The organism is Pseudomonas sp. 9.2(2024), from assembly GCF_039695385.1.
In the GTDB taxonomy this organism is placed as follows: Bacteria; Pseudomonadota; Gammaproteobacteria; order Pseudomonadales; family Pseudomonadaceae; genus Aquipseudomonas; species Aquipseudomonas paraglycinae.
This window is the reverse complement of sequence record NZ_CP155585.1, coordinates 3,462,517-3,485,391: the sequence shown is the minus strand read 5'-3', so window position 1 is coordinate 3,485,391 and position 22,875 is coordinate 3,462,517. Positions and strand designations below refer to the sequence as shown.

Annotated in this window: 21 protein-coding genes; 7 read left to right on the top strand and 14 right to left on the bottom strand. The window is 62.2% G+C overall.

The genetic code is table 11. The features are described 5' to 3' along the window. Nucleotides 1–4 precede the first annotated feature (4 nt). Nucleotides 5–1,204: an iron uptake system protein EfeO gene (gene efeO, locus ABFB52_RS15560; protein WP_129972940.1), complete on the bottom strand. Its 1,200-nt coding sequence runs from the start codon at nucleotides 1,202–1,204 to the stop codon at nucleotides 5–7. A gap of 8 nt (nucleotides 1,205–1,212) precedes the next feature. Beyond that, nucleotides 1,213–2,052: an iron uptake transporter permease EfeU gene (gene efeU, locus ABFB52_RS15555; RefSeq protein ID WP_129972939.1), complete on the bottom strand. Its 840-nt coding sequence runs from the start codon at nucleotides 2,050–2,052 to the stop codon at nucleotides 1,213–1,215. Nucleotides 2,053–2,231: 179 nt separating this feature from the next. Here efeU and ABFB52_RS15550 point away from each other — a divergent pair, with 179 nt between their 5' ends. From ABFB52_RS15550 to ABFB52_RS15525, 6 genes are all read left to right on the top strand, one after another. After that, nucleotides 2,232–3,248 carry an AraC family transcriptional regulator gene (locus ABFB52_RS15550; RefSeq protein ID WP_129972938.1) on the top strand — a complete coding sequence of 339 codons (1,017 nt, stop codon included), beginning with the start codon at nucleotides 2,232–2,234 and terminating at the stop codon, nucleotides 3,246–3,248. A 283-nt stretch (nucleotides 3,249–3,531) separates the two neighbouring features. Next, nucleotides 3,532–5,196 (top strand): AMP-binding protein, encoded by a 1,665-nt coding sequence (locus tag ABFB52_RS15545; RefSeq protein WP_129972937.1) that lies wholly within the window; start codon nucleotides 3,532–3,534, stop codon nucleotides 5,194–5,196. A 16-nt stretch (nucleotides 5,197–5,212) separates the two neighbouring features. Beyond that, nucleotides 5,213–5,974 (top strand): SDR family NAD(P)-dependent oxidoreductase, encoded by a 762-nt coding sequence (locus ABFB52_RS15540; RefSeq protein ID WP_085745584.1) that lies wholly within the window; start codon nucleotides 5,213–5,215, stop codon nucleotides 5,972–5,974. Between the two features lie 12 nt (nucleotides 5,975–5,986). Then, nucleotides 5,987–7,177 carry an acetyl-CoA C-acyltransferase gene (locus tag ABFB52_RS15535; RefSeq protein WP_085745585.1) on the top strand — a complete coding sequence of 397 codons (1,191 nt, stop codon included), beginning with the start codon at nucleotides 5,987–5,989 and terminating at the stop codon, nucleotides 7,175–7,177. 20 nt (nucleotides 7,178–7,197) lie between these two features. Further along, a complete protein-coding gene (locus tag ABFB52_RS15530) occupies nucleotides 7,198–8,325 on the top strand; it encodes an acyl-CoA dehydrogenase (protein ID WP_007951274.1) in 1,128 nt (375 codons plus the stop codon). Between the two features lie 14 nt (nucleotides 8,326–8,339). After that, nucleotides 8,340–9,113, top strand: coding sequence for an enoyl-CoA hydratase (locus tag ABFB52_RS15525; RefSeq protein ID WP_039768644.1), 774 nt, complete (start codon nucleotides 8,340–8,342; stop codon nucleotides 9,111–9,113). A gap of 254 nt (nucleotides 9,114–9,367) precedes the next feature. On the opposite strand, the gene ABFB52_RS15520 is transcribed toward ABFB52_RS15525, so the two are convergent. From ABFB52_RS15520 to argH, 11 genes are all read right to left on the bottom strand, one after another. Next, nucleotides 9,368–10,519, bottom strand: coding sequence for an acyl-CoA dehydrogenase family protein (locus ABFB52_RS15520; protein ID WP_129972936.1), 1,152 nt, complete (start codon nucleotides 10,517–10,519; stop codon nucleotides 9,368–9,370). A gap of 3 nt (nucleotides 10,520–10,522) precedes the next feature. Then, a complete protein-coding gene (locus ABFB52_RS15515) occupies nucleotides 10,523–11,629 on the bottom strand; it encodes an enoyl-CoA hydratase/isomerase family protein (RefSeq protein WP_129972935.1) in 1,107 nt (368 codons plus the stop codon). 190 nt (nucleotides 11,630–11,819) lie between these two features. Further along, complete coding sequence (locus tag ABFB52_RS15510) at nucleotides 11,820–12,506, bottom strand: HPP family protein (protein WP_102686096.1); 687 nt, start codon at nucleotides 12,504–12,506, stop codon at nucleotides 11,820–11,822. 157 nt (nucleotides 12,507–12,663) lie between these two features. Further along, the gene (locus tag ABFB52_RS15505; protein ID WP_064596823.1) at nucleotides 12,664–13,842 is read right to left on the bottom strand and encodes an MFS transporter; all 1,179 of its coding nucleotides are present in this window, start codon (nucleotides 13,840–13,842) and stop codon (nucleotides 12,664–12,666) included. 16 nt (nucleotides 13,843–13,858) lie between these two features. Beyond that, nucleotides 13,859–15,211, bottom strand: a complete 1,353-nt coding sequence (locus tag ABFB52_RS15500; protein ID WP_129972934.1) for an MmgE/PrpD family protein — start codon at nucleotides 15,209–15,211, stop codon at nucleotides 13,859–13,861. Then, the gene (locus ABFB52_RS15495) at nucleotides 15,208–16,098 is read right to left on the bottom strand and encodes a polysaccharide deacetylase (RefSeq protein WP_129972933.1); all 891 of its coding nucleotides are present in this window, start codon (nucleotides 16,096–16,098) and stop codon (nucleotides 15,208–15,210) included. The genes ABFB52_RS15500 and ABFB52_RS15495 overlap by 4 nt, the downstream gene beginning before the upstream one ends. After that, nucleotides 16,091–16,939 carry a polysaccharide deacetylase gene (locus ABFB52_RS15490; protein ID WP_129972932.1) on the bottom strand — a complete coding sequence of 283 codons (849 nt, stop codon included), beginning with the start codon at nucleotides 16,937–16,939 and terminating at the stop codon, nucleotides 16,091–16,093. The genes ABFB52_RS15495 and ABFB52_RS15490 overlap by 8 nt, the downstream gene beginning before the upstream one ends. 142 nt (nucleotides 16,940–17,081) lie before the next feature. Continuing rightward, entirely contained in the window at nucleotides 17,082–17,906 is an 825-nt protein-coding gene (locus ABFB52_RS15485; RefSeq protein ID WP_102686101.1) for an ABC transporter substrate-binding protein, read from the bottom strand. 39 nt (nucleotides 17,907–17,945) lie between these two features. Then, nucleotides 17,946–18,710 (bottom strand): amino acid ABC transporter ATP-binding protein, encoded by a 765-nt coding sequence (locus tag ABFB52_RS15480; RefSeq protein ID WP_039768627.1) that lies wholly within the window; start codon nucleotides 18,708–18,710, stop codon nucleotides 17,946–17,948. A 10-nt stretch (nucleotides 18,711–18,720) separates the two neighbouring features. Further along, nucleotides 18,721–19,599: an amino acid ABC transporter permease gene (locus ABFB52_RS15475; protein ID WP_085610364.1), complete on the bottom strand. Its 879-nt coding sequence runs from the start codon at nucleotides 19,597–19,599 to the stop codon at nucleotides 18,721–18,723. Nucleotides 19,600–19,660: 61 nt separating this feature from the next. Beyond that, nucleotides 19,661–21,088, bottom strand: coding sequence for an argininosuccinate lyase (gene argH / locus ABFB52_RS15470; RefSeq protein ID WP_129972931.1), 1,428 nt, complete (start codon nucleotides 21,086–21,088; stop codon nucleotides 19,661–19,663). A 297-nt stretch (nucleotides 21,089–21,385) separates the two neighbouring features. Here argH and ABFB52_RS15465 point away from each other — a divergent pair, with 297 nt between their 5' ends. Then, nucleotides 21,386–22,351, top strand: a complete 966-nt coding sequence (locus ABFB52_RS15465; RefSeq protein ID WP_115078020.1) for a LysR family transcriptional regulator — start codon at nucleotides 21,386–21,388, stop codon at nucleotides 22,349–22,351. Here the strand turns inward: ABFB52_RS15465 and ABFB52_RS15460 are convergent. Beyond that, entirely contained in the window at nucleotides 22,335–22,862 is a 528-nt protein-coding gene (locus ABFB52_RS15460) for a GNAT family N-acetyltransferase (RefSeq protein ID WP_129972930.1), read from the bottom strand. The two genes, ABFB52_RS15465 and ABFB52_RS15460, sit on opposite strands and share 17 nt — an antisense overlap. Nucleotides 22,863–22,875: the final 13 nt, after the last annotated feature.

Sequence of the window (22,875 nt, the reverse complement as noted above, 5' to 3'; positions counted from 1 at the left end):
TCTGCTACAGGCCGGAGAGGCCGAGGGCGGGATCAATGTTGTCGAGGGCGTCGGCCAGGGCCTTGGCCTTGTCGGCGATCTGCTTGCGTTGCTCACCGTTGACGGTGTCGTAACTGGCGTAGCCGTCCTTGACCTTGAAGCCGTTGAGCGTGGTATCGAAATCAGCCAGCGCGCCGTCGATTTTCGGCAGCAGGTCGGCGGCGGATTTGCTCAGCAGCGGGCGCAGCAGTTCGACGACTTTGTGCGCGGTCTCCTGATTGGCCGCGAAGCCGTTGAGATCGCTGTGGCTGTAGCGTTCCTCTTCGCCGCTGGCGGCGCGCACGTCGGCGAGGGTGTTGAGGTTGCGCACGACGATTTCCACCAGTTGCTCCGGCGGCAGCGACTGGGCCAGCAGCTGTTGTTTCAGGGTGGTGACGTTGTCGAGCAAGCCTTGGGCAATGGGCGTCAGATCATCGAGTTTGCGTTGCTGGAACAGCGCGTATTCGAGACGGTGGAAACCGACGAAGGCCGGATCCTGCTCGCGTTTTTCGAAGTAATCGGCGCGGGCGTTGATGCTGTTGTCCAGCTCCGCCAGACGTTGTGCGGCGGGGGCCAGACGCTGATACGCGGCGCGGGCCGGCAAATACAAAGCCTGGGCCTGGGCCAGATCGCCGCTGTCGATGGCTTGATTCAGCGCCGTCACGGCTTTGATCAGCGCGCTGCCCTGGCTGGCCAGATACACGCGGAACTCCGACAGCGGCCCGACGAAGGCAACCATCGACGGCTTGGCCTTGGCGGCGGCATCCGAAGCGGCGGTCGGCGTCACGTGCAGCGTGCCGCGCGGGTTGCTCAGCAGGCCACAGGTGATGGCGTAGTCGCCGGGTTGCAGGTTGGCGTTGATCACCTGGCTCAGGCCCGGCGCGATGTTCTCGCGTTCTTCGATCACCAGCACGCCGTCGAGGATTTCCCATTCCACCGCCCGGTCGGAGCGGTTGACGATGCGAAAGCTGGCGTGGCCGGCCGGCACCGTCAGGGCGTTCGGCTCGCAACTGTGCGGATGGATGTTCACCACCACTTCGTCACGGTTGTGCTGACGTTTGGCGGCGGCCATTTTCGAGGCGTAGTAGAACAGGCCACCGGCGGCGATCATCACGACCACCGAACCGGCCACCGCCCAGCGCAAGGCGCGGGGAGGCGAGGCCTGAGGAGTATTAGGCTTTGACATGAAGGCCCTTATTGGCTGGAAACGGAAGACGATTGGGCAGCGGGCTTGGGTGCCGGCATGAAGAACATGACCAGCGCCACCAGCAGATAAATCAGGTAGGCGCCGAGGGTGCTGACGGTCGGCGCGTCCTGATAACCGAACATGCCGGCCAGCACCGAGCCCAGCGGGCCATCCATCGGCAGCGTCGCGCTGAAGTCGAAGAGCACGGTTTGCAGGTGGTTCCACACCCCGGCCTCATGCAGGGCCTGTACCGAGTTGGCGAGAATCCCGGCAGCGACCACCAGAATGAACAGCCCGGTCCAGCGGAAGAACGCCGACAGGTTCAAACGCATGCTGCCGCTGTAGATCAGGAAGCCGACGACAATCGCCAGGATCAGGCCGAGCAGGGCGCCGATCGGCGCGGCCGCGCCTTCGCTCTGCTGGAACACGGCAAGCAGGAAGAACACGGTTTCCAGACCTTCCCGGGCCACGGCAAAGAACACCATGGCGATCAGCGCGATGACCTGATGTTTCGAAGAAGTCAGCGCATGATCGAGGGACGCTTGCAGCGAATGCTTGATCGAACGCGCCACCTTGCGCATCCAGAACACCATTGAGCTGAGAATCCCCACGGCCACCAGCCCGACCACGCCTTCGAACAGTTCCTGCTGCTTTTGCGGGAATTCGGCACTGACCAGTTCCAGGCCACCGCCGACCAGCAAGGCCAGCGCGGCGGCGAGAAAAACCCCGATCCACACCGCCGGCATCCACTGGCCACGGCCGGTCTGTTGCAGGTAGCTGGCGATGATGCCAACGATCAGCGCGGCTTCGATGCCTTCGCGCAACATGATCAAAAAGGGAACGAGCATTCGACGATCACTGTGTAACGAAATGAGGTTACAAGTTGTAACATTATGAAAGTCATTCTCACATGGCATTCATTGACATTTAGCTGAACCGGAGCTGAACGAGTCTGAACATCCACGCCACCGAGTCAGCTGCGCTAAGATGCCCGCCACTCGAACAACAACAGGATTGCGCGCGTTCCATGTCGGAAAAAGACACCATCGCCATTCAACTGGTGCGCGAAGCACTGCTGCAAAGTTGTGCCCCGGGCGTGGCCACGGAAGAAGTCTTGAGCAAGGTCGGGATCGATCCGGCGTTGCTGGCCACCGACGACGCCCGCGTCCCGGCCAGCCAGTACGCGCGGTTGTGGCGCCTTTTGGCCCGGCGCGGCGATGACGAATTCTTTGGCATGGACCCGCGCAAGCTGAAATCCGGCAGCCTGGAATTCCTCTGCCGCAGCGCGATGGCCCAGCCGAACCTGGCCGCTGGGTTGAGCACCGGGTTGAATTTCCTGTCGTTGATGCTCGAGCGCCTGCCGGCGCAACTGGTGCATCAGCAGAGTCTGGCGGAAATCGTGCTGCTGGAAGACGACCCGGAACCGCGCCGCGCCTTCACCTATTTCACTTACTGGATGATCGTCCACGGCGTGGCGTGCTGGCTGGCGGGGCGGCGGATTCCGATCCTGGCCATCGAGCTGCGCTGCCCGGCGCCGGATTTCTGTGATGACTATCGGGTGATGTTCTCGGAAAACCTGCGTTTCGACCGGCCGCGCACGCGGATGATCTTCGCCGCCGACGTGCTGGATCTGCCAATCAAGCGCAGCGCCGAGGAATTGAAGCGCTTTCTGGCCCATGCCCCGGCCAACATTCTAGTGAAGTACCGCGACCCGGAAAGCCTTGCGAGCCGGATCAAGCAGGATCTGCGGCAATTATCCGCAGATAAGTGGCCGGAAACCGACGCGCTGGCCCAGCAGTTGTGCATGTCGGCCTCGACCCTGCGCCGGCGTCTGGCGGAAGAAGGGCAGACCTATCAGGGCCTCAAGGACAGCGTGCGCAAGGAACTGGCGATTACTTGGCTGGCGGAGCCTTCGATCAGTTTTGCCGAGATCGCCACGCGGCTGGGGTTTGCCGATGCAAGCTCGTTCTACAAGGCGTTTCGCAAGTGGTCGGGGACCAATCCTGGGCACTATCGCAGCTTGATCCTCAACGAAGCGGTCTGATCCACCGCTGACTCACCGCCCACCGCCAACTCTCGTTCCCACGCTCTGCGTGGGAATGCCTCAAGGGACGCTCCGCGTTCCAGCTCTGGAAGGGACGCGGAGCGTCCCGGCTGCATTCCCACGCAGAGCGTGGGAACGATCACATCCTCGAATCCACGCAAACCTTGGCCAAACCAGTCATCCACTTTGAGGGCTTTGACCATTGCCGCAGACGGCGTGCGGCGCGAGTATTCCTCTGTTGTTTACGGTTCCCCAACCTAATAAGAACAGAGGGATTCTGGCAATGCGCGATTACTTGTCTGCCACCAAACAGTTTGATTATCAGCACACCGTGGACGCCGCCCTCAGCGGCACGCTCGAGGCGCTTAACGCCTGCGTCGAATGTTGTGACCGCCACGCCTTGCCGGGGCGTATCGCGCTGTTCTGGGAAGGCCGCGACGGCGCCAGTGCGACGTATACCTTTAGCGACCTGCAGGACAAAGCCGCGCGTTTCGCCAATTTCCTTCTCGCCCAAGGCGTGCAGAAGGGCGACAAAGTCGCCGGCCTGCTGCCGCGCAACATCGAATTGCTGATCACCGTGTTCGCCACCTGGCGCATCGGCGCGGTGTATCAACCGCTGTTCACCGCGTTCGGCCCCAAAGCCCTTGAGCATCGCCTGAACAGCTCCGGCGCCAAAGTCGTGGTGACCGACGCCGCCAACCGGTCGAAACTCAGCGAAGTCGCCGACTGCCCGACGCTGGTCACCGTTGGCGGCCCGAAAGGCCAGGGCATCGTCCGTGGCGATTTCAGTTTCTGGGCCGAGCTGCCCAACCATTCAAATGTCTGCGAACCGGTGATGCTGACCGGCGAAGACCCGTTCCTGCTGATGTTCACCTCGGGCACCACCGGCCCGTCGAAAGCGCTGGCGGTGCCGCTCAAAGCCATCGTGGCGTTCCAGAGCTACACCCGCGATGCCGTGGATCTGCGCCCGGAAGATGCGTTCTGGAACGTCGCCGATCCGGGCTGGGCCTACGGCATCTATTTCGGTGTCACCGGCCCGTTGTCGATGGGCCATCCGATCACGTTCTACGATGGCCCGTTCACCCTCGAAAGCACTTGCCGGGTGATCAACAAGTACGGGATCACCAACCTCACCGGTTCGCCCACGGCGTATCGCCTGCTGATTGCCGGTGGCGATGAGTTCGCCAAATCGATCAAGGGCAAGCTGCGCATTGTCAGCAGCGCCGGCGAGCCGTTGAACCCGGAAGTGATCCGCTGGTTCGCCGACAACCTCGGCGTGGTCATTCACGACCACTACGGCCAGACCGAGCTGGGCATGGTGCTGTGCAACCACCACGGCCTCGAACACCCGATCCACCTCGGCGCCGCCGGTTTTGCTTCGCCGGGCCATCGCATCGTGGTGCTCGACGAGCAGAACAACGAACTCGGCGTCGGCCAGCCCGGCATCCTCGCCATCGACCGCACACAGTCGCCGATGTGCTGGTTCGCCGGTTACCAAGGCGCGCCGACCAAGGCCTTCGTCGGCAATTACTACCTGAGCGGCGACACCGTCGAGTGGAACCCGGACGGCAGCATCAGCTTCGTCGGCCGCAGCGATGACGTGATCACCACGTCCGGCTACCGGGTCGGCCCGTTCGACGTGGAAAGCGCACTGATCGAACACCCGGCCGTCGTCGAGGCAGCAGTGGTCGGCAAGCCCGATCCGGAGCGCACCGAACTGGTGAAAGCTTTCGTCGTGCTCAACCCGCAATACCGCGCGGAACCTGCGCTGGCCGAAGAACTGCGGCAACACGTGCGCAAGCGTCTGGCCGCGCATTCATACCCCCGTGAAATCGAATTTGTCAGCGAGTTGCCGAAAACCCCGAGCGGCAAATTGCAGCGCTTTATCTTGCGCAACCAGGAAATCGCCAAGGCTCAAGAGGCCGCGGCGCACAACGTTTCAGCTTGAATCCAAGGAAACAGTCATGCAGATCGAAAACAAGGTTTTTATCGTCACCGGCGGCGCATCCGGCCTGGGTGCCGCCACCGCTGAATTGCTGGTGAGCGCCGGCGCCAAAGTGATGCTGGTGGACATGAACGCCGACGCCGTCGCCGCCCAGGCCCAGCGCCTCGGTGCGCAGAGTGTGGTGGCCGACATCAGTAACGAAGCCGCCGCCGAAGCCGCCGTGCAGGCGACCGTTAAAGCCTACGGTAGTCTGAATGGTCTGGTGAACTGCGCCGGCATCGTTCGCGGCGAGAAAATCCTCGGCAAGAATGGCCCGCACGCCTTGTCCAGCTTCGCTCAGGTGATCAACGTCAACCTGATCGGCAGCTTCAACATGCTGCGTCTGGCAGCGGCAGCGATTGCCGAAAGCGAAGCCAACGCCGACGGCGAACGCGGTGTGATCATCAACACCGCCTCGGTTGCGGCGTTCGATGGCCAGATCGGTCAGGCTGCGTATTCGGCGTCGAAAGGCGCAATCGCCAGCCTGACCCTGCCTGCGGCCCGTGAACTGGCGCGCTTCGGCATCCGCGTGATGACCATCGCCCCGGGCATTTTCGAAACCCCGATGATGGCCGGCATGACCCCGGAAGTGCGCGACTCGCTGGCGGCTGGCGTGCCGTTCCCGCCGCGTCTGGGCAAACCTGCCGAGTACGCCGCGCTGGTGCGGCATATCATTGAAAACAGCATGCTCAACGGCGAGGTGATCCGTCTCGACGGTGCCTTGCGCATGGCCGCCAAGTAAGGAGGATTTCCCATGACCATCTCCAACGATCCGATTGTCATCGTCAGCGCCGTCCGCACCCCGATGGGCGGTTTTCAGGGCGAACTGAAAAGCCTGACCGCGCCACAACTCGGCGCCGCTGCGATCAAGGCGGCGGTCGAACGTGCCGGTGTGGCCGCCGATGCGGTCGATGAAGTGTTGTTCGGCTGCGTATTGCCGGCCGGTCTCGGCCAGGCGCCTGCGCGTCAGGCTGCGCTGGGCGCGGGGCTGGATAAATCCACCCGTTGCACCACGGTCAACAAGATGTGCGGTTCGGGCATGGAAACCACCATTCTGGCCCACGACATGCTGCTGGCCGGCAGCGCCGATGTGGTGATCGCGGGCGGCATGGAAAGCATGTCCAACGCGCCGTATCTGCTGGATCGCGCCCGTGCCGGTTACCGCATGGGCCACGGCCGGGTGCTGGATTCGATGTTCCTCGACGGCCTCGAAGACGCCTACGACAAGGGCCGCCTGATGGGCACCTTCGCCGAGGATTGCGCCGAAACCAACGACTTCAGCCGCGAGGCTCAGGACGCCTTTGCCATTGCCTCGACCACCCGCGCCCAGCAGGCGATCAAGGACGGCAGCTTCAAGGCCGAGATCGTTCCGCTGACCGTGACCGTTGGCAAAGAACAGGTTGTGATCAGCAACGACGAGCAGCCGCCAAAAGCCAAACTGGACAAGATCGCCTCGCTGAAACCGGCGTTCCGCGAGGGCGGCACCGTAACCGCAGCCAACTCCAGCTCGATTTCCGACGGCGCCGCTGCGCTGGTGCTGATGCGTCAGTCGCAAGCGCAGAAACAGGGTCTGAAACCGCTGGCGGTGATTCACGGCCACGCAGCCTTCGCTGACACCCCGGGCCTGTTCCCGGTGGCGCCGATTGGCGCGATCAAGAAGCTGATGAAGAAAACCGGCTGGTCGCTGGATCAGGTCGATCTGTTCGAAGTCAACGAAGCCTTCGCCGTGGTCGGCATGGCGGCGATGACCCACCTGGAAATCCCTCACGACAAGCTCAACATCCACGGCGGCGCCTGCGCCCTGGGCCATCCGATTGGTGCGTCCGGCGCGCGGATTCTGGTGACTTTGCTCTCGGCCCTGCGCCAGAAGGGCCTGAAGCGCGGCGTCGCGGCGATCTGCATCGGCGGCGGCGAAGCCACGGCGATGGCCGTCGAGTGCGTCTGAACCCGAGTTAAGGATTTGCCATGATTCCCAATGACGACCAGCAACAAATCCGCGACATGGCCCGGCAGTTTGCCGAGGAACGGCTGAAACCGTTCGCCGCCGAGTGGGATCGCGAGCACCGCTTCCCGAAAGAAGCCATCGGCGAAATGGCCGGGCTGGGCTTCTTCGGCATGCTGGTGCCGGAGCAGTGGGGCGGTTGCGACACCGGTTACCTGGCCTACGCCATGGCCCTGGAAGAAATCGCCGCCGGCGACGGCGCCTGCTCGACGATCATGAGCGTGCACAACTCGGTGGGTTGCGTGCCGATCCTCAAGTTCGGCAACGACGACCAGCGTGAGCGCTTTCTCAAACCGCTGGCCAGCGGCGAAATGCTCGGCGCTTTCGCGTTGACCGAACCACAGGCCGGTTCCGACGCCAGCAGCCTGAAAACCCGCGCGCGGCTGGAAGGCGATCACTACGTGCTCAACGGCTGCAAACAGTTCATCACCTCAGGGCAAAACGCCGGAATCGTGATCGTGTTTGCGGTGACCGACCCGAGCGCCGGCAAACGCGGGATCAGCGCATTCATCGTGCCGACCGACTCGCCGGGCTACAAAGTTGCCCGCATCGAAGACAAGCTCGGCCAGCACGCCTCGGACACCTGCCAGATTCTGTTCGAAGACGTGAAAGTGCCGGTGGCCAACCGGTTGGGCGAGGAGGGCGAGGGCTACAAGATCGCCCTGGCCAACCTCGAAGGCGGCCGCGTCGGCATCGCTTCGCAATCGGTGGGCATGGCCCGCGCCGCGTTCGAAGCGGCGCGCGATTACGCCCGTGAACGTGACACCTTCGGCAAGCCGATCATCGAACATCAGGCCGTGGCGTTCCGCTTGGCGGACATGGCCACCCAGATCGCCGTGGCGCGGCAGATGGTGCATTACGCCGCCGCCCTGCGCGACAGCGGCCAACCAGCGCTGGTCGAAGCGTCGATGGCCAAACTGTTCGCCTCGGAAATGGCCGAAAAGGTCTGCTCCATGGCATTGCAAACCCTTGGCGGTTACGGTTACCTCAACGACTTCCCGCTGGAGCGCATCTACCGCGACGTGCGGGTCTGCCAGATCTACGAAGGCACCAGCGACATTCAGCGCATGGTCATTTCGCGCAATCTTTGAGAAGGAATCTGCACATGAGTTACGAAACGATTTTGCTGGAAACCCATGGCCGCGTCGGCTTGATCACCCTCAATCGCCCGCAGGCGCTGAATGCGCTCAACGCGCAACTGGTCAGCGAAGTGAATCGCGCGCTCGATGGTTTTGAAGCCGACGCGAACATCGGCTGTATCGTCATCACCGGCTCGACCAAAGCCTTCGCCGCCGGCGCCGACATCAAGGAAATGGCCGATCTGACCTACCCGCAGATCTACATGGACGACCTGTTCAGCGACAGCGATCGCGTAGCCAACCGCCGCAAGCCGATCATCGCGGCGGTCAACGGTTTTGCCCTGGGTGGCGGCTGTGAACTGGCGTTGATGTGCGACTTCATCCTGGCCGGCGACAACGCCAAATTCGGCCAGCCGGAAATCAACCTCGGCGTGCTGCCGGGCATGGGCGGCACCCAGCGCCTGACCCGCGCGGTGGGCAAGGCCAAGGCCATGGAAATGTGCCTGAGCGGCCGCATGATCGACGCGGTGGAAGCCGAGCGCTGCGGCATCGTCGCGCGGATCGTGCCGAGTGCCGAGTTGCTGGATGAGGCGCTGAAAGTCGCGGCGGTGATCGCCAGCAAATCGCTGCCGATTGCGATGATGGTCAAGGAAAGCGTCAACCGCGCGTTTGAAGTGAATCTGACTGAAGGCGTGCGCTTCGAACGCCGCGTATTCCATGCGGCGTTTGCAACGCAGGATCAGAAGGAAGGGATGGCGGCGTTTGTGGCGAAGCGGCCTGCCGAGTTCCAAGGCAAATAACGCGGCGCCCTCAAAAGCCCCCTCACCCTAACCCTCTCCCAAAGGGAGAGGGGACTGACCGAGTTGTTTTCGGGAGTTGCACCGACCTGAGCTACCGAGTTGAACTCATGCTTGAATAGCGCGGGATTGGTGTCTTCGTTTGGCAATTCCATAATCGACCGGGATGTTTCAGGTCGATGTCAGACCTGAGACACCTCGGTCGGCTCCCTCTCCCTCCGGGAGAGGGCTGGGGTGAGGGAAAGGGGCCGACACGGTCACAACTGATAGTTCTTCAACTCCCGAGCAATCACCATCCGCTGTATCTCGCTAGACCCCTCATAAATCTGGGTAATCCGCGCATCCCGGTAGTACTTCTCCACCGGATAATCCTCCAGATACCCATACCCGCCATGAATCTGAATCGCTGACGAACACACCTTCTCGGCCATTTCCGAAGCAAACAGCTTGGCCTGTGAAGCCTCCGACAGACACGGTTTGCCCGCCGTACGCAGCCGCGCCGCATGCAAAATCATCAAGCGTGCTGCGTTGATCTGCATCTGCATGTCCGCCAGCAGGTTGGCGATGCTCTGGTGCTCGACAATCGCTTTGCCGAACTGCACCCGATCACGGGCATAACCCAGCGCCGCTTCGAACGCTGCGCGGGCGATGCCCAATGCTTGCGCCGCGATACCGATACGTCCGCCTTCCAGGTTGGAAAGGGCAATCGCCAGACCTTTGCCGCGTTTGCCCAGCAGGTTCTCTTCAGGAATGCTGCAATTGTTCAGCGTCACCGCGCAGGTGTCGGAGGCGCGGATGCCCATCTTGTGTTCGGTCCGGTCAACGATGAACCCCGGCGTATCGGTCGGCACCAGAAACGCCGAGATCCCGCGCTTGCCCAGATCCGGATCGGTCACCGCAAACACGATCGCCAGTTTCGCCCGTTTGCCATTGCTGACAAATTGCTTGGCGCCGTTGATTACCCATTGCCCGTCGCGCAGTTCGGCGCGGGTGCGCAGGTTGTGCGCTTCGGAGCCGGCCTGGGGCTCGGTCAGACAGAAGCAGCCGATCACTGCGCCGCTGGCCAGATCCGCCAGCCAGGTCTGCTTCTGTTCTTCGCTGCCGTAGTTGAGCACCGGCCCGCAGCCCACCGAGTTGTGAATGCTCATGAACGCGCCGGTGGCGCCGTCACCGGCGGAAATCTCTTCCACTGCCAGCGCATAGGCCACGTAGTCGACGTACGTGCCACCCCATTCCTCCGGCACCACCATACCCAGCAGGCCGAGTTCGCCCATCTTCGCCACCAGGGCGTCATCGATCCAGCCGGCCTTTTCCCAGGCTTGCGCGTGGGGGGCGATTTCGCCACGGGCAAAGTCCCGGGCCATGTCGCGGATCATTACCTGGTCTTCTGTCAATTCGAGATCGTGCATGGCTCAGCTCCCGCTCTCTTCGAAACCGTGGAAGAAACTCGCGACCTGCTCGGCGTGCAGCGCGGCAAGGGTCGGCGGATTCCAGCGTGGTGATTTGTCTTTGTCGATCAGCAAGGCGCGGACGCCTTCGATCAGGTCGCCACGTTCGAACCATTGGCGATCCAGATGCAGTTCGAGGGCGAAGCAGTGTTCCAGGCTCAGGTGCCGGCCGCGACGCAGCATTTCCAGGGTCACGCCCATGGCCAGCGGCGAGCGGGTTTCCAGCAGGTCGGCGGTGGTGGTCGCCCATTCGTGGCTGTCGGCGACGGTCACGGCGCGCAGTTGCTCGACGATGCTCGGCACGTCAGGCAAGGCGAAGAAATGGTCGATGGCCGGGCGCAAGGCCTCAAGCGGCGCATCCGGCAGGGTTTGCACGGCGTGGCGGGCCAGCAGGTTTTGCAGATCCTTCAGCGGCGTATCGTGCCACTCCAGGTGATCGAGCTGTTCGTCGAGGGTGCCGAGTTTGCTGCTCTCCAGATACCAGTCGGCCAGCCCGCAATACAGCGCATCCGCCGCACGGATCTGCACGCCGCTGACGCCCAGGTAAATCCCCAGCTCGCCGGGAATCCGTGGCAGGAAATAACTGCCGCCGACATCCGGGAAATAGCCGATCGCCACTTCCGGCATCGCCAGACGGCTCTTCTCGGTGACCACCCGCAGATCGGCGCCTTGCACCAGACCCATGCCGCCGCCGAGAACGAAACCGTCCATCAGCGCCAGCACCGGTTTGCGGTAGTGGTGGATCGTCAGGTCGAGGGCGTATTCCTCGACGAAGAAATCTTCGTGCAGCGTGTCGCCGCTTTTATGGCTGTCGTACAGGGATCGAATGTCGCCACCGGCACAGAAGGCTTTCTCGCCGGCACCGCGCAGCACGACCGCGTGAATATCGGCATCAGCGGCCCAGGCGTCCAGGTGTTGCTGGAGCTGGCGCACCATGTCGAGGGTCAGGGCATTGAGGCCGGCGGGGCGGTTGAGGGTCAGATGACCGATGTGATTGCGAACCTCGGCCAGCACTTCGTGTGGCGTGGCATCCATGGACGAAGTCCGCGGGGATGAAGCCTGAGCAGTCATCACTAACTCCCTGCTTTTATTGTCTTTATTCGAGAAGCTCGCGCGCGAGCGTTACCGGATCGTAACAGTGCAAATTTGCCGTGTACAACGGGGATATGTGCACGGGCTGTCTGCATTTTTACCTTAGGCCAAATGCACGCGATCGCGGCTTCTTTTCAATCGACAACGCTGACAGGGACTGGCTCTGGACTCAGCGGAACACCTGGCCAATGCTGCGCCGCTTGGCATGCAGTTCACTGGCATGAATCAACTGCTCCAGATCCTCCGGCGTGACATCGATGAATGCCTCCATATCGGCCAGTGCCAATTTCAGATCCTCGGCCGTGATGGACTGAATATCCACCGGGGCCACAGCCGGCGCGGGTTCGGCAGGGCGTTTCGGGTAGCGGATGCGGGTGAGGTTGTTGTAGGCCAGTGCGGCCAGCAGCAGGCACGCGGCGCTGAGCATCACCGGTTCCAGGGCTTTCCAGTCCATGGCGATGGTCATCGGGTCGGCCAGCACCATCGTCAACGCGACGGCGCCGGCCGGTGGGTGCAGGCAGCGTAGCCAGCACATCAGGATCAGCGCCATGCCGGCGGCGAGGCACGCACTGCCCAAGGTTCGGCCGAGGACGTGGGCCACCAGCAACGCAACGACGCCTGCGCACAGGTAGCCGCCGATGATCGACCATGGCTGGGCGAGGGCGCCGGACGACACCGCGAATAGCAAAACCGCCGAAGCGCCCAACGGGCCGATCAGGTGGTAGGCCACTTCAATGCCGAACACCTGACTGCACGCCCACACGCTGAACAACGTGCCCAGGGCCATGCCGATGGCGGCGCGGCTCCATTCGGTGGGGCGGGTGTTGATGGCGGCGGGTAACCAGCGAGCGAGCATGCAGAATCGATCCTTTGCGAAATTCAGGGCAAAAAAAAGGACTTGTCCGTAAACGCGGAAAGTCCTTCGAAGTGTTCCAACTATTGGGGGAGGAACGCGCACAGTGTGCCAAGCAATCACGATGCTGACAAATTCATATAAATGCAGTTTCAGTGCATTATTTATGCAGTAAAGCCACGCGTCGCCCGCTCATGAAACAAAGGAAACCGCCCATCGCCGTCAATGCGCTGAGCGCATAGAACATGGTCGGCGCCGGCGTGTGCATCAGCAGGAAGCCGCAAATTACCGGGCTCAGCGCGCCACCCAGCGCCGCCAGATTCTGCGCGCCGTAATAGCTGCCGCGCAGTTCTTCCGGGGCCAGGGTGTCGACGAACAGGAATTCCGACGGGTAAATGATCATTTCGCCGAGAGTGAAGATGAACATCGCGATGCACCACGTCACCAGGCTGTCGGCGAGGCTGAAGCCGATCAAACCGAGGATGAACAGGCTGGTGCCGGCAGCGATCCAGTAGCGCAGTTTTTCCCGGTTGAGGAAACGACCGATCTGGTATTGCAGCAGGATCACCGCGATGGCGTTGCAGGCGAGCAGGGCGGCCATGGTTTGCAACGCGCGCTGCGAGTCTTCGACCACCAGCAGGTATTGCGACAGGTACAACGTGAAACGCCCGTGAACCACGGTGCTGAGCAAACAGCCGCAGGTGAACATGATCAGCGTGCGGTCGTTTTTCAGGGTGATCAGCGTTTTCAGGAAGCTTTGCGGCTGGCCGATGGCGGCGACCGGGCTGGCGTCCTTCGGGATGCCGATCATCAGGAAGATGCTGCCGAAGGCGATGCCAGCGGCTATCAGGAACGGCGCAATCGGGTACACCCCGGCGATCACCACACCGAGCATCGGGCCCGTGGCGTAGCCGATGTTGGTCAGGGTATAGCGCAGGGAAAATGCCTTGGCCCGTTGGCCCATGGGCAGGTTTTCACTGAGGATCGCCTTGGAGCCGATCAGGAACAGCGCCGAGGCGGTTTCGGTGATGACCAGGGTGGCGGTCGTCAGGTACAGGTCTTTGGCGAATGTCAGCAGCACGAAGCCGATGGCGCTGGAGAGCATCGCCAGAATCAGCAACCGGCGCTTCTCGAGCCGGTCGATGATGTAGCCGCCGTACAGCGCGAGCAGGGTGGCGATGAACACCGCGATGCCCAGCAACAACCCGACATCCTGTTGGTTGAGGCCGAGCTTGTTGCTCAAAAACAGGGTGAGCAACGGACTGGTGATGGCGCGGCTGACGACGATGGTCAGCGAGACGATCATCAGGCGGCGGATAACGAGCGAGTAGGTGGCCACGGAAAATCAAATGTCCTTATTCGGTTAACAGGTGCTCGAGATCGCGCACGGAATCCAGCGTTTGCAGTTGCCGCAGCTGCGCCAGTAACGGCTCGGCCCTGACCGGAGAAATGACCCGCAACGCCAGACTGAAAAACTTCTCCTCCAGCGCCGCCTCGCTCAGCGGATTGCCCGGCGCGCCCAGCGGCACCTCGACACACAGGCTCGCCTGACGCCCGTCGCGGGTTCGAACAATGACCAGCGGCTCGCCATCCTCCGACAGACACTCATCCACTTCAAGGCGAATGCGCATCAGCCAATGGGCAATGCGCGGATCGTCGCGCGGCTGTTCGTCGTAAGCCTCGAGTCGGCAATGGCCGTGCACCAGTCGCGCGGCGAGGGCGTAGGGCAGGCTCATCTGCGCGGCGGCCAGACTTTGGATGTCGCGACCGCCGCACATGTCGAGCAGAAACCCGCACAGGTGCACCTGGATGTCTTCAACCTGATCGGCGCCAACCTGCAATTGCTCCAGCAACAAGCCGAGCGCATCGATCGCCGAATGAGTGCCACGGCAGGCGGCATAGGGTTTGATCGAACAGCGCGCGAGTTTCCAGACCTGTCCCAATTCGGCATCCAGCGCATCCGGCTGCGCGCTGCCCGGCGCCAGGGTTTTGAGAAACCCGCCCCAGACATCCTCGAACAACACCGACGGCCCGCTGACGCCTTCACGGGCAAAACGCGCCGCGAGCAAACCACCCTCGGCCGCACGACCGCTGTGCAGTTTCTTGCTTTGCGAACCGTCATGGATGAACGCCCACAACCCGCCGCTGAAACTGCCGGCGATGCCCAGTGCCGACACGGTTTGCCCGACATCCAGCGCAAAGATCCGTGCACAGGCCGCCGCCGCGCCGAACACGCCGCAGGTGGCGGTCGAATGCCAGCCGGCGCCGTTGTGTGCCGAATAACTGCCGCAGGCTTCCAGCACCCGCCGGCCGATTTCGTAGCCGATCACCACGGCGGTGATGAACTCGTGACCGTCCACCGACCGATCCACCAGTGACAGCGCCGCCATCACCGCCGGCAACACCACCGCGCCCGAGTGATCGCAACCGCCGGTGTCGTCCAGCTCCAGCGCATGGGCGGCGATGCCATTGAGCAATGCCGCATGCCCCGCGCCGACCCGCAACGATGAACCCCAGACCAACGCAGTGCCGGGTTCGGCGCCGAACACCTGCCGCGCCTGAAGCGCCACCGCGCTGTCGGCCCCGGCCAGTGCTGCGCCGAAGGTGTCGAGAATGTGTCGCTTGGCCTGTTCCACCAACGCTGGCGGCAGATCTTCAAACCGTGTGTCGACGCAAAACTGCGCCAGCCGCTGCATGCGTTCGGTCATACGAGGTAGTCCCGATAGTGGCGCTCATACACCGACGCCGGATGATCCTGCGCGACCGGCGCCGCCGTTTGCGCCCACCACTGCGCGACTTCGGCACCGGTGGCGATCCACACGCCGTCATGCTGCTGAATGCCTTGCAGCAATTCCCGCAGCACACCGATACGCCCCGGCGTGGCGATGATTTCCGGGTGCAGGCGCAGCACGTAGCACAGGCCGAAACGGTGGAATCCGGCGAAGTCCATTTGCAGGTTGCCCAGGGTATGGCTGTAGGAGGCGATCCGCGATTGCGCCGGCGGCACGGCCGGGCTCAGATTGAAGGCGAAGTAAGGCTCGTCTTCCAGTTCGTAATGCAGCGGCAACTCGACCACTTCAGGCGCAGTTGGATGCAAGAACGGCAGGTCATCGCCACGCCAAGATGACGACCAGAGAATGCCGTGAGCTTTCAAGGCTTCGATGAATCCCGGCGCACCGTTGCCCGCTGGAATCCGGAAACCGGTTGGATGCACGCCGGTCAATGCTTCCAGCGCTGCACAGCCCTTGGCGACTTCCGTGCTTTGCGCCGCCAGATCCAGCGTGTCGTAATCCTGATGGCGGTAACCGGCGCAGGCGATTTCATGGCCGTCAGCCTGGATGGCCGCTATGTGCTGCGGATTTTCCTCGGCAACGATGCCGGGCACGAACCAGCTGCTGCGCACCCCGAGTTCCCTGAACAGGCCGAGCAAACGCTCGACGCCGCGTTGCGTGCCATAGCGCCATACCGAGAGCGTCTTGTCGCGCCCGGCGACTTCCGGGGCCTGGGTGAGAATGCCGTGGATGTCGTTGTAATCGACGGTCAGCACCACCGCGCAGCGTTTGCCGGCGGGCCAGAGGTTGTCAGCGTCAGCCATGGTGATGCTCCTTCAGCCACCAGCGGGCGACGTCGCGGCAGGTGGCGAACCACACGTCATCGCGCTGGCGCATGTGTTCGAAGAGTTTCTCCAGCAACAGGATGCGCCCCGGTTTGCCGGTGATTTTCGGGTGGAACAGGGTGGTCAGGCACAGGCCTTCGTCCATTGCGCCGTCGTACTCGCGTTGCCAGTTGTCGAGGGTCAGCTCGTAGCTGGCGGTGCGGTCGAGCCCGGACGGGAAGTTCGGTGCGCGGGTGTAGGCGAGGGAGGCGTAGTCGTCCATTTCCCAGCGGCCGGGGATTTCCACCAGCGGCGTGTCGTGGCCGGGGACGTTGACCAGATACGGGCGGTCATCGCCGCGCATGCTGCTGGAATAGATGACGCCGTTGTCGGCCAGCATCGCCGGGGTTTCCGCGCGCCAGTCGCCAGACGGGGTGCGAAACCCCTCGGCGCGGATGTGCAGGTATTGCCAGAAGACGTCGCGGGATTTGTTCATTACGGCCTGCTGCTGGTCCAGCGTCAGGGCGTAGAAGGATTCGTGTTTGTAGCCGTGGTAGGCGACTTCATGGCCGCGCTCGACGATGGCCTGGCATTGCTTCGGCCAGTTTTCCACGACCCACGCGGGGACGAAAAAGGTGGTCGGGATCTTGAAGGCGTCGAGCAGGTCCAGCAGGCGTGGCAGGGCGCGGTAGGGGCCGTAGCCGCCGAAGCCGAAGTATTCGGGTTTGTGCCAGATCGAGCCGTTGAGCATGGCATCGCCGGTCGGGCCGTCGAGGTCGAAGGCCAGGGCGAGGCAGGCTTTGTGCTGGTCGGGCCAGGTGGGTTGGGGTGAGGAGGACATCACAGCGCTCCGATACTCATCTGTAGGAACTGCCGAAGGCTGCGATCTTTGTTCGGGACGCGGAGCGTCCCAGGCTGCATTCCCACGCAGAGCGTGGGAACGAGCAATCAAAAGATCGCAGCCGGGCATCAGTGGCGAAGCGTTACTTGCCCGCGTTAATAGTCACGTCCTTGATCGCACCCAACTCCAGATCCCACTTCTTCAGAATCGCGCCATAGCTGCCGTCATCCACCATGCTCTGCAACGCCACCTTCACCGCTTCACTCAGCTCAGGCTTCTTCTTGCTCACACCCAGGCCGGTGAACTGCACGGAGATCGGTTGGCCGACCGTCTTGTACATGTCCTTTTCCTGAGTCTTGAGGTACGACAGGGTTTCACTGCCCTGCATCGCCGCATCAATGCGGCTCTGACGCAGTTGCGCACGGGCGTCGGCCGAGCCTTCGGTGCCGATCACGTTGATTGCAGGTTTGCCGGCCGCTTCACAGTTTTCCTTGCTCCACGCGGCGATTTCCGCCGGGAAGGTGGTGCGGCGGCTGGTACCGACTTTCTTGCCGCACAGGTCGATGATCTCGTTGGTCGCCGCATTCTTCTGCAAGGTGTAGAACTGCGGGCCGCTGGTGAAGTAGTCGACGAAGGTCACGCTGGCCTGACGCTCGGCGGTGTCGGTCATGCCTGACAGGACCATGTCCACGCGGTCGGTGGTCAGGGCGTTGATCATTTGCTCGAAGCCGGTTTCCTGCCACTTGATCTTCACCCCGAGGCGTTCGGCCAGGGCGTTGCCCAGGTCGTAGTCAAGGCCGGTGAGCTTGTTGGTGGCCGGGTCCTTGAAGTCCATCGGCGGATAGTTGGGCATGATCGCGACGACGATCTCGCCTTTCTCCTTGATGCTGGCCGGCAACTCGGCGGCCACGGCGAAACCGCAAGACATGAGGGAGGTGAGTACTGCTGGAATGACGAAGTTCTTCATGGACGTTCTCTTATGAGTGTTGTGAAGGCCAAAGGGGCCTCAGGTTCGAACGGCAGAAATGAAGCTTTGGGTGCGCGGGTTTTGCGGACTTATTAGTATTTCTTCGGGGCTTCCAGCCTCCACGATCTGCCCGCCGTCCATGAACACCATGCGGTTGGAAACCTCCCGGGCGAAGCCCAGTTCATGGGTGACGACGATCATGGTCATGCCGGTCTGCGCCAGATCGCGCATCACCGACAGCACCTCACCGACCAGTTCCGGGTCGAGTGCCGAAGTGGGTTCATCGAACAGCATCAGTTTGGGGCGCATGGCCAGGGCGCGGGCAATCGCCACCCGTTGCTGCTGACCGCCCGACAACTCGATCGGGTAGCTGTTGCGTTTGTCGGCCAGGCCGACCCGGGCCAGCAGTTCCAAGGCTTCTTCGTGCGCCTCCTTGGGCGAACGCTTGAGCACCTGGCACGGGCCTTCGATGATGTTTTGCAGCACAGTCATGTGCGGGAACAGGTTAAAGCGCTGGAACACCATGCCGGTGGCCAGGCGCTGACGGGCGATCTGCGACTCGTTGAGTTCGTGCAGCTTGTGCCCGACCACGCGGTAGCCGACCAGCTCGCCGTCGACCCAGAGGCCGCCCTTGTCGATCTTTTCCAGCTGATTGACGCAGCGCAGCAGGGTGCTCTTGCCCGAGCCGGACGGGCCGATGATGCACAGCACTTCGCCTTGCTCTACCTCGATGTTGATGTCCTTGAGCGCGTGGTACTGGTCGTAATATTTGTTCAGGCTCACGGCCTTGACGATGTTTCTCATGTTCGACTCCTCAAGAACGCTTGCCGGCGCCGCGAGCGAAACGACGCTCCAGACGGCTTTGACCGAAGGACAGGACGGTGACGGTGGCCAGGTACCAGATACCGGCGACGATCAGCAGCTCCATGACCCGGGCGTTGGCGTAGTAAATGTTCTGGGCGTTGTAGAGCAGTTCCGAGTACTGGATGACGCTCGCCAGCGAGGTCATTTTCACCATGCCGATGAATTCGTTGCCGACCGGCGGAATGATGATCCGCATGGCCTGGGGCAGGATGATCCGGCGCAGCGCCTGCAGGCGTGGCATGCCGATCGACTTGGCGGCTTCGTACTGGCCGGTGTCCACCGAGAGCAGGCCGGCGCGCACCACTTCAGCGGTATAGGCGCCCTGATTGATGCTCAAGCCGAGCAGGGCGGCCACGAACGGGGTCATCAGGCTCACGGTGTCGAGTTCGAACAGGCCGGGAATGCCGATGGTGGGGAAGATCAGCGCCAGGTTGAACCACAACAGCAGTTGCAGAATCAGCGGCGTACCGCGAAACAGCCAGGTGTAGGTCACGGCCACGTAACGCAGGATCGGGTTGGCCGACATGCGCATGATCGCGGTGATCACCCCGAACACGATGCCCAGCGCCATGGCGAGTACGGCCATGATGATCGTGTTGAACAGGCCCCACATGATTGCTTCGGAGGTGAGGAACTGGCCGATGTACGACCATTCGATCTTGCCTTCGGCGAAGGCGCGCACCAGGCCGATGATGGCGATCACAATCAACGTGGCGAAGAAGATCCGCCCGTAATAACGCCGTGGCACATGCTGGTACTGGGTAATGTCGAACTGGTTTTCCGCCAGTTTGCGCTCCGCCTGGAGTCGTTCTGCCTGAGTCTGGCTCATGGTGTTTCTCCGTACACTGTACTTTTCGATCAACCCCCTCCCGGTGGGAGGGGGACCCGGCTTAGAGGCGGAAGCCCTGGTAGTTTTCGGTCCACTGTTGCTGCGCGGCGAGGGCGGTTTTCAGTCGGCCGATCTGCTCGCGCACCTGTTGCGGTGCGGTGCCTCCCCAGCCGCTGCGGGCAGCGATGGCGGCTTCCAGGGTCAGGCTGTCACGCACGTCTGCCGTGAGGCGCGGGTCGATCTCGGCCAGCAGCGCCGGCGAGGCTTCCCACAATTCGAGGTCGTGTTTTTCGCAGGCCTGCACCAGTGCGCCGGTGATTTCGTGTGCCTCCTTGAACGGCACGCCGCGCACCGCCAGCCAGTCGGCAACTTCGGTGGCGAGGGTGAAACCCAGCGGTGCCTGACGGCGCAGTTCCTCGACGTTGACGGTCATGGTCGCGACCATCCCGGCCATCGCCGGCAGCACCAGCAGCAGGGTGTCGACGCTGTCGAGCACGCCGTTCTTGTCTTCGCTCAGGTCGCGGTTGTACGACAGCGGCAGGGATTTGAGCGTCGACAGCAGACCGGTCAGGTTGCCGATCAGACGGCCAGCCTTGCCCCGGGCCAGTTCGGCGATGTCCGGGTTTTTCTTCTGCGGCATGATCGAGCTGCCGGTGGCGTAGGCGTCATCCAGATCGACCCAGCGGAACTGGCGCGACGACCACAGGCAAAACTCTTCGGCCAGACGCGAGATGTTTATCCCGAGCATGCTGGCGATGAACAGGAATTCGGCGACGTGATCGCGGCTGGCCACGGCGTCGATGGAGTTTTCGCAGACCCCGGCGTAACCCATTTCCTTGGCTGACTGCTGCGGCTGACGAGCGATCGCGGAACCGGCCATGGCCGCAGCACCGAGGGGCGACAGCGAAGTGCGCGCGTCCCAATCCACCAGACGCTGTACGTCACGCAGAATCGATTGGGCGTGGGCCAGCAGGTGATGGGCGAACACGATCGGTTGCGCCTGCTGCAAGTGGGTGAAACCCGGGCAGATGCTCTCGACGTGCTGCTCGGCCTGATCCACCAGCGCTGTTTGCAGGGCCAGCACTTCCACGGCCAAGGTGCGGACGTGATCCCGCAGGAACAGGCGCAGGTCGTTGGCAGTCTGGTCATTGCGCGAACGGCCGGCGCGCAGCTTGCCGCCCAGTGCGCCGAGGCGCTCGGTCAGCAAGCGCTCGATAAAGGTGTGAACGTCTTCGTCGTCCAGGGTCGGGGCGATGCGCCCGGCAGCGAAATCGGCACCGATGCCGTCCAGGGCTTCGATCATCGTGCGGGTTTCCTGCTCGTCGAGCAGGCCGGCACGTTGCAGTTCCCCGGCGTGGGCCTTGGAGCCGGCCAGATCGTAAGGCGTCAGGCGGAAATAGCGCTCGGGGCAACGGGACAGGGCCGCCAGGGCTGCGGACGGGCCGCTTTTGAAACGGGCACCCCAGAGACGGTCGGTGGTTTGAGACATTTGTTGTTTTCCTCGTCGGTAACGCGAACTGAAATCGATGTGCCGGGCCTGTCGAGCACGCTGAAAAGTGAGCAGACGGAATCAGGCCAAAGCAGTTTTCAAGAGGGCAGTTGCAAAGAGACAAGAGCTGATCGAAGTGTCAGCTTTTAATATTTGGCGATCAGTGAGTTGGCACTGATGTTCGGGATTTTCTGGCGGTTGCCAAGGCTGGTTTTCTGTGATCATTATTATTAGCCGGCGATGTTTTTGTTGTTGGACACAGATTGTTGAACATTGCGCCAGAGGTAAATCAGCATTATGGAAACCCCACTTTCCAATTCCGGAAACCCACCGGTCAAAACCGCTCACCGGGCACCTTTGGCCCTCAGCGGACTGGATTTCAAACTGCTCAAGGTGTTCAAGGCGGTGGTCGAGGCCGGCGGCTTCAGCGCGGCGCAAAACGAGCTGAACGTGGGCCTGGCCGCGATCAGCAAGCAGATCTCCGACCTGGAAATCCGCATTGGCATGCGCCTGTGTACCCGGGGCCGGGAAGGGTTTCACCTGACCGAAGAAGGGCGTCTGGTGTATCAGGCGTCGATCGATCTGTTTGCTTCGGTCGACAACTTTCGGGATCGGCTTAGTTCGGCACAGAACGAACTTATCGGCGATCTCGGAGTAGGGGTGATCGACAATACGATTAGCGACGATAATTCGCCGTTAGTTGCTGCGCTCAGAAAGATAAATGAACATTCGCCGAAAGTAAGATTTCAACTTCAAGCCACCCAGCTGGATGAAGTTGAAAGAGGCGTAGTTGAAGGGCGCTTAGTTGCCGGAATAGTCCCGGTTTATCAAAAGCGTGAAGAGTTCGATTATTACCCGCTCTATGAGGAACGCTCGCAGGCTTACTGCGCCGTCGGCCATCCGTTGTTCGAGATGCCGGCGGAGCAGATGGGTGGCAACGTGCTGCAGGATTACGAGTGCATCAACCACCGCTATGCGATCCATCGCGACAAGCTCAACTTTGCCCGCTACGACAGTTTTTCCGCCTCGGCGACCCAGGTCGAAGCGGTGGCGTTGCTGATCAAGACCGGGCGTTTCGTGGGCTTTCTGCCCCGGCACTACGCCGCCACGCTGGTGGCCGCCGGGCAGTTTCGCGCGGTGTGCCCGGAGCTGATCCACTTCGACACGCCGTTCAATCTGATCCTGCGGCATAACACCGTGCGCAGTCCGTTGGTCAAGGCGTTCGCCCAGGCACTGGGGGTTGATCTCAAGGCAACGGCGTGAGGATCAGACGCATAGCGCAACGTCGCTCGCCGGGCAATCCGTGAGTGATTTCATCGCGCAATACATCGCGCAGACGTGCGTCCGTGTCTTCGGTGTTCAATAGCGCAAAACCCATGCGTTGATAGAACGGCGCATTCCACGGCAAATCGCGAAAGGTCGTCAGCGTCACCGCCCGAAGTTGCCACAGACGCGCCTGTTCAATCGCCGCCAACAGCAACTTGCGACCGACGCCCCGGCCCTGAAAGTGTTGGCTGACGGACAGTTCCTCAATGTGCAACTGTTGGTCGACAGTCACCGCCTTTAAAAAACCTGCAAGTTGCCCGTCGTTGTTTTCCGCCACCCACATTTCGCCCCGTTCAATGGCCGGTAAATGCGCCGACGCCTGCGGCACGGCAGCACCCGCCAGCCAGGCCAGTGAAGGGTCGAGGCGAAACAGCGCGGCGGCCGAGCGCTCGATGGCGGGGAGGGCGATGGCGTCGGCTGCATGGGCCTGTCGCACGGTAAAGGTCATCAGTCTGCGGTCC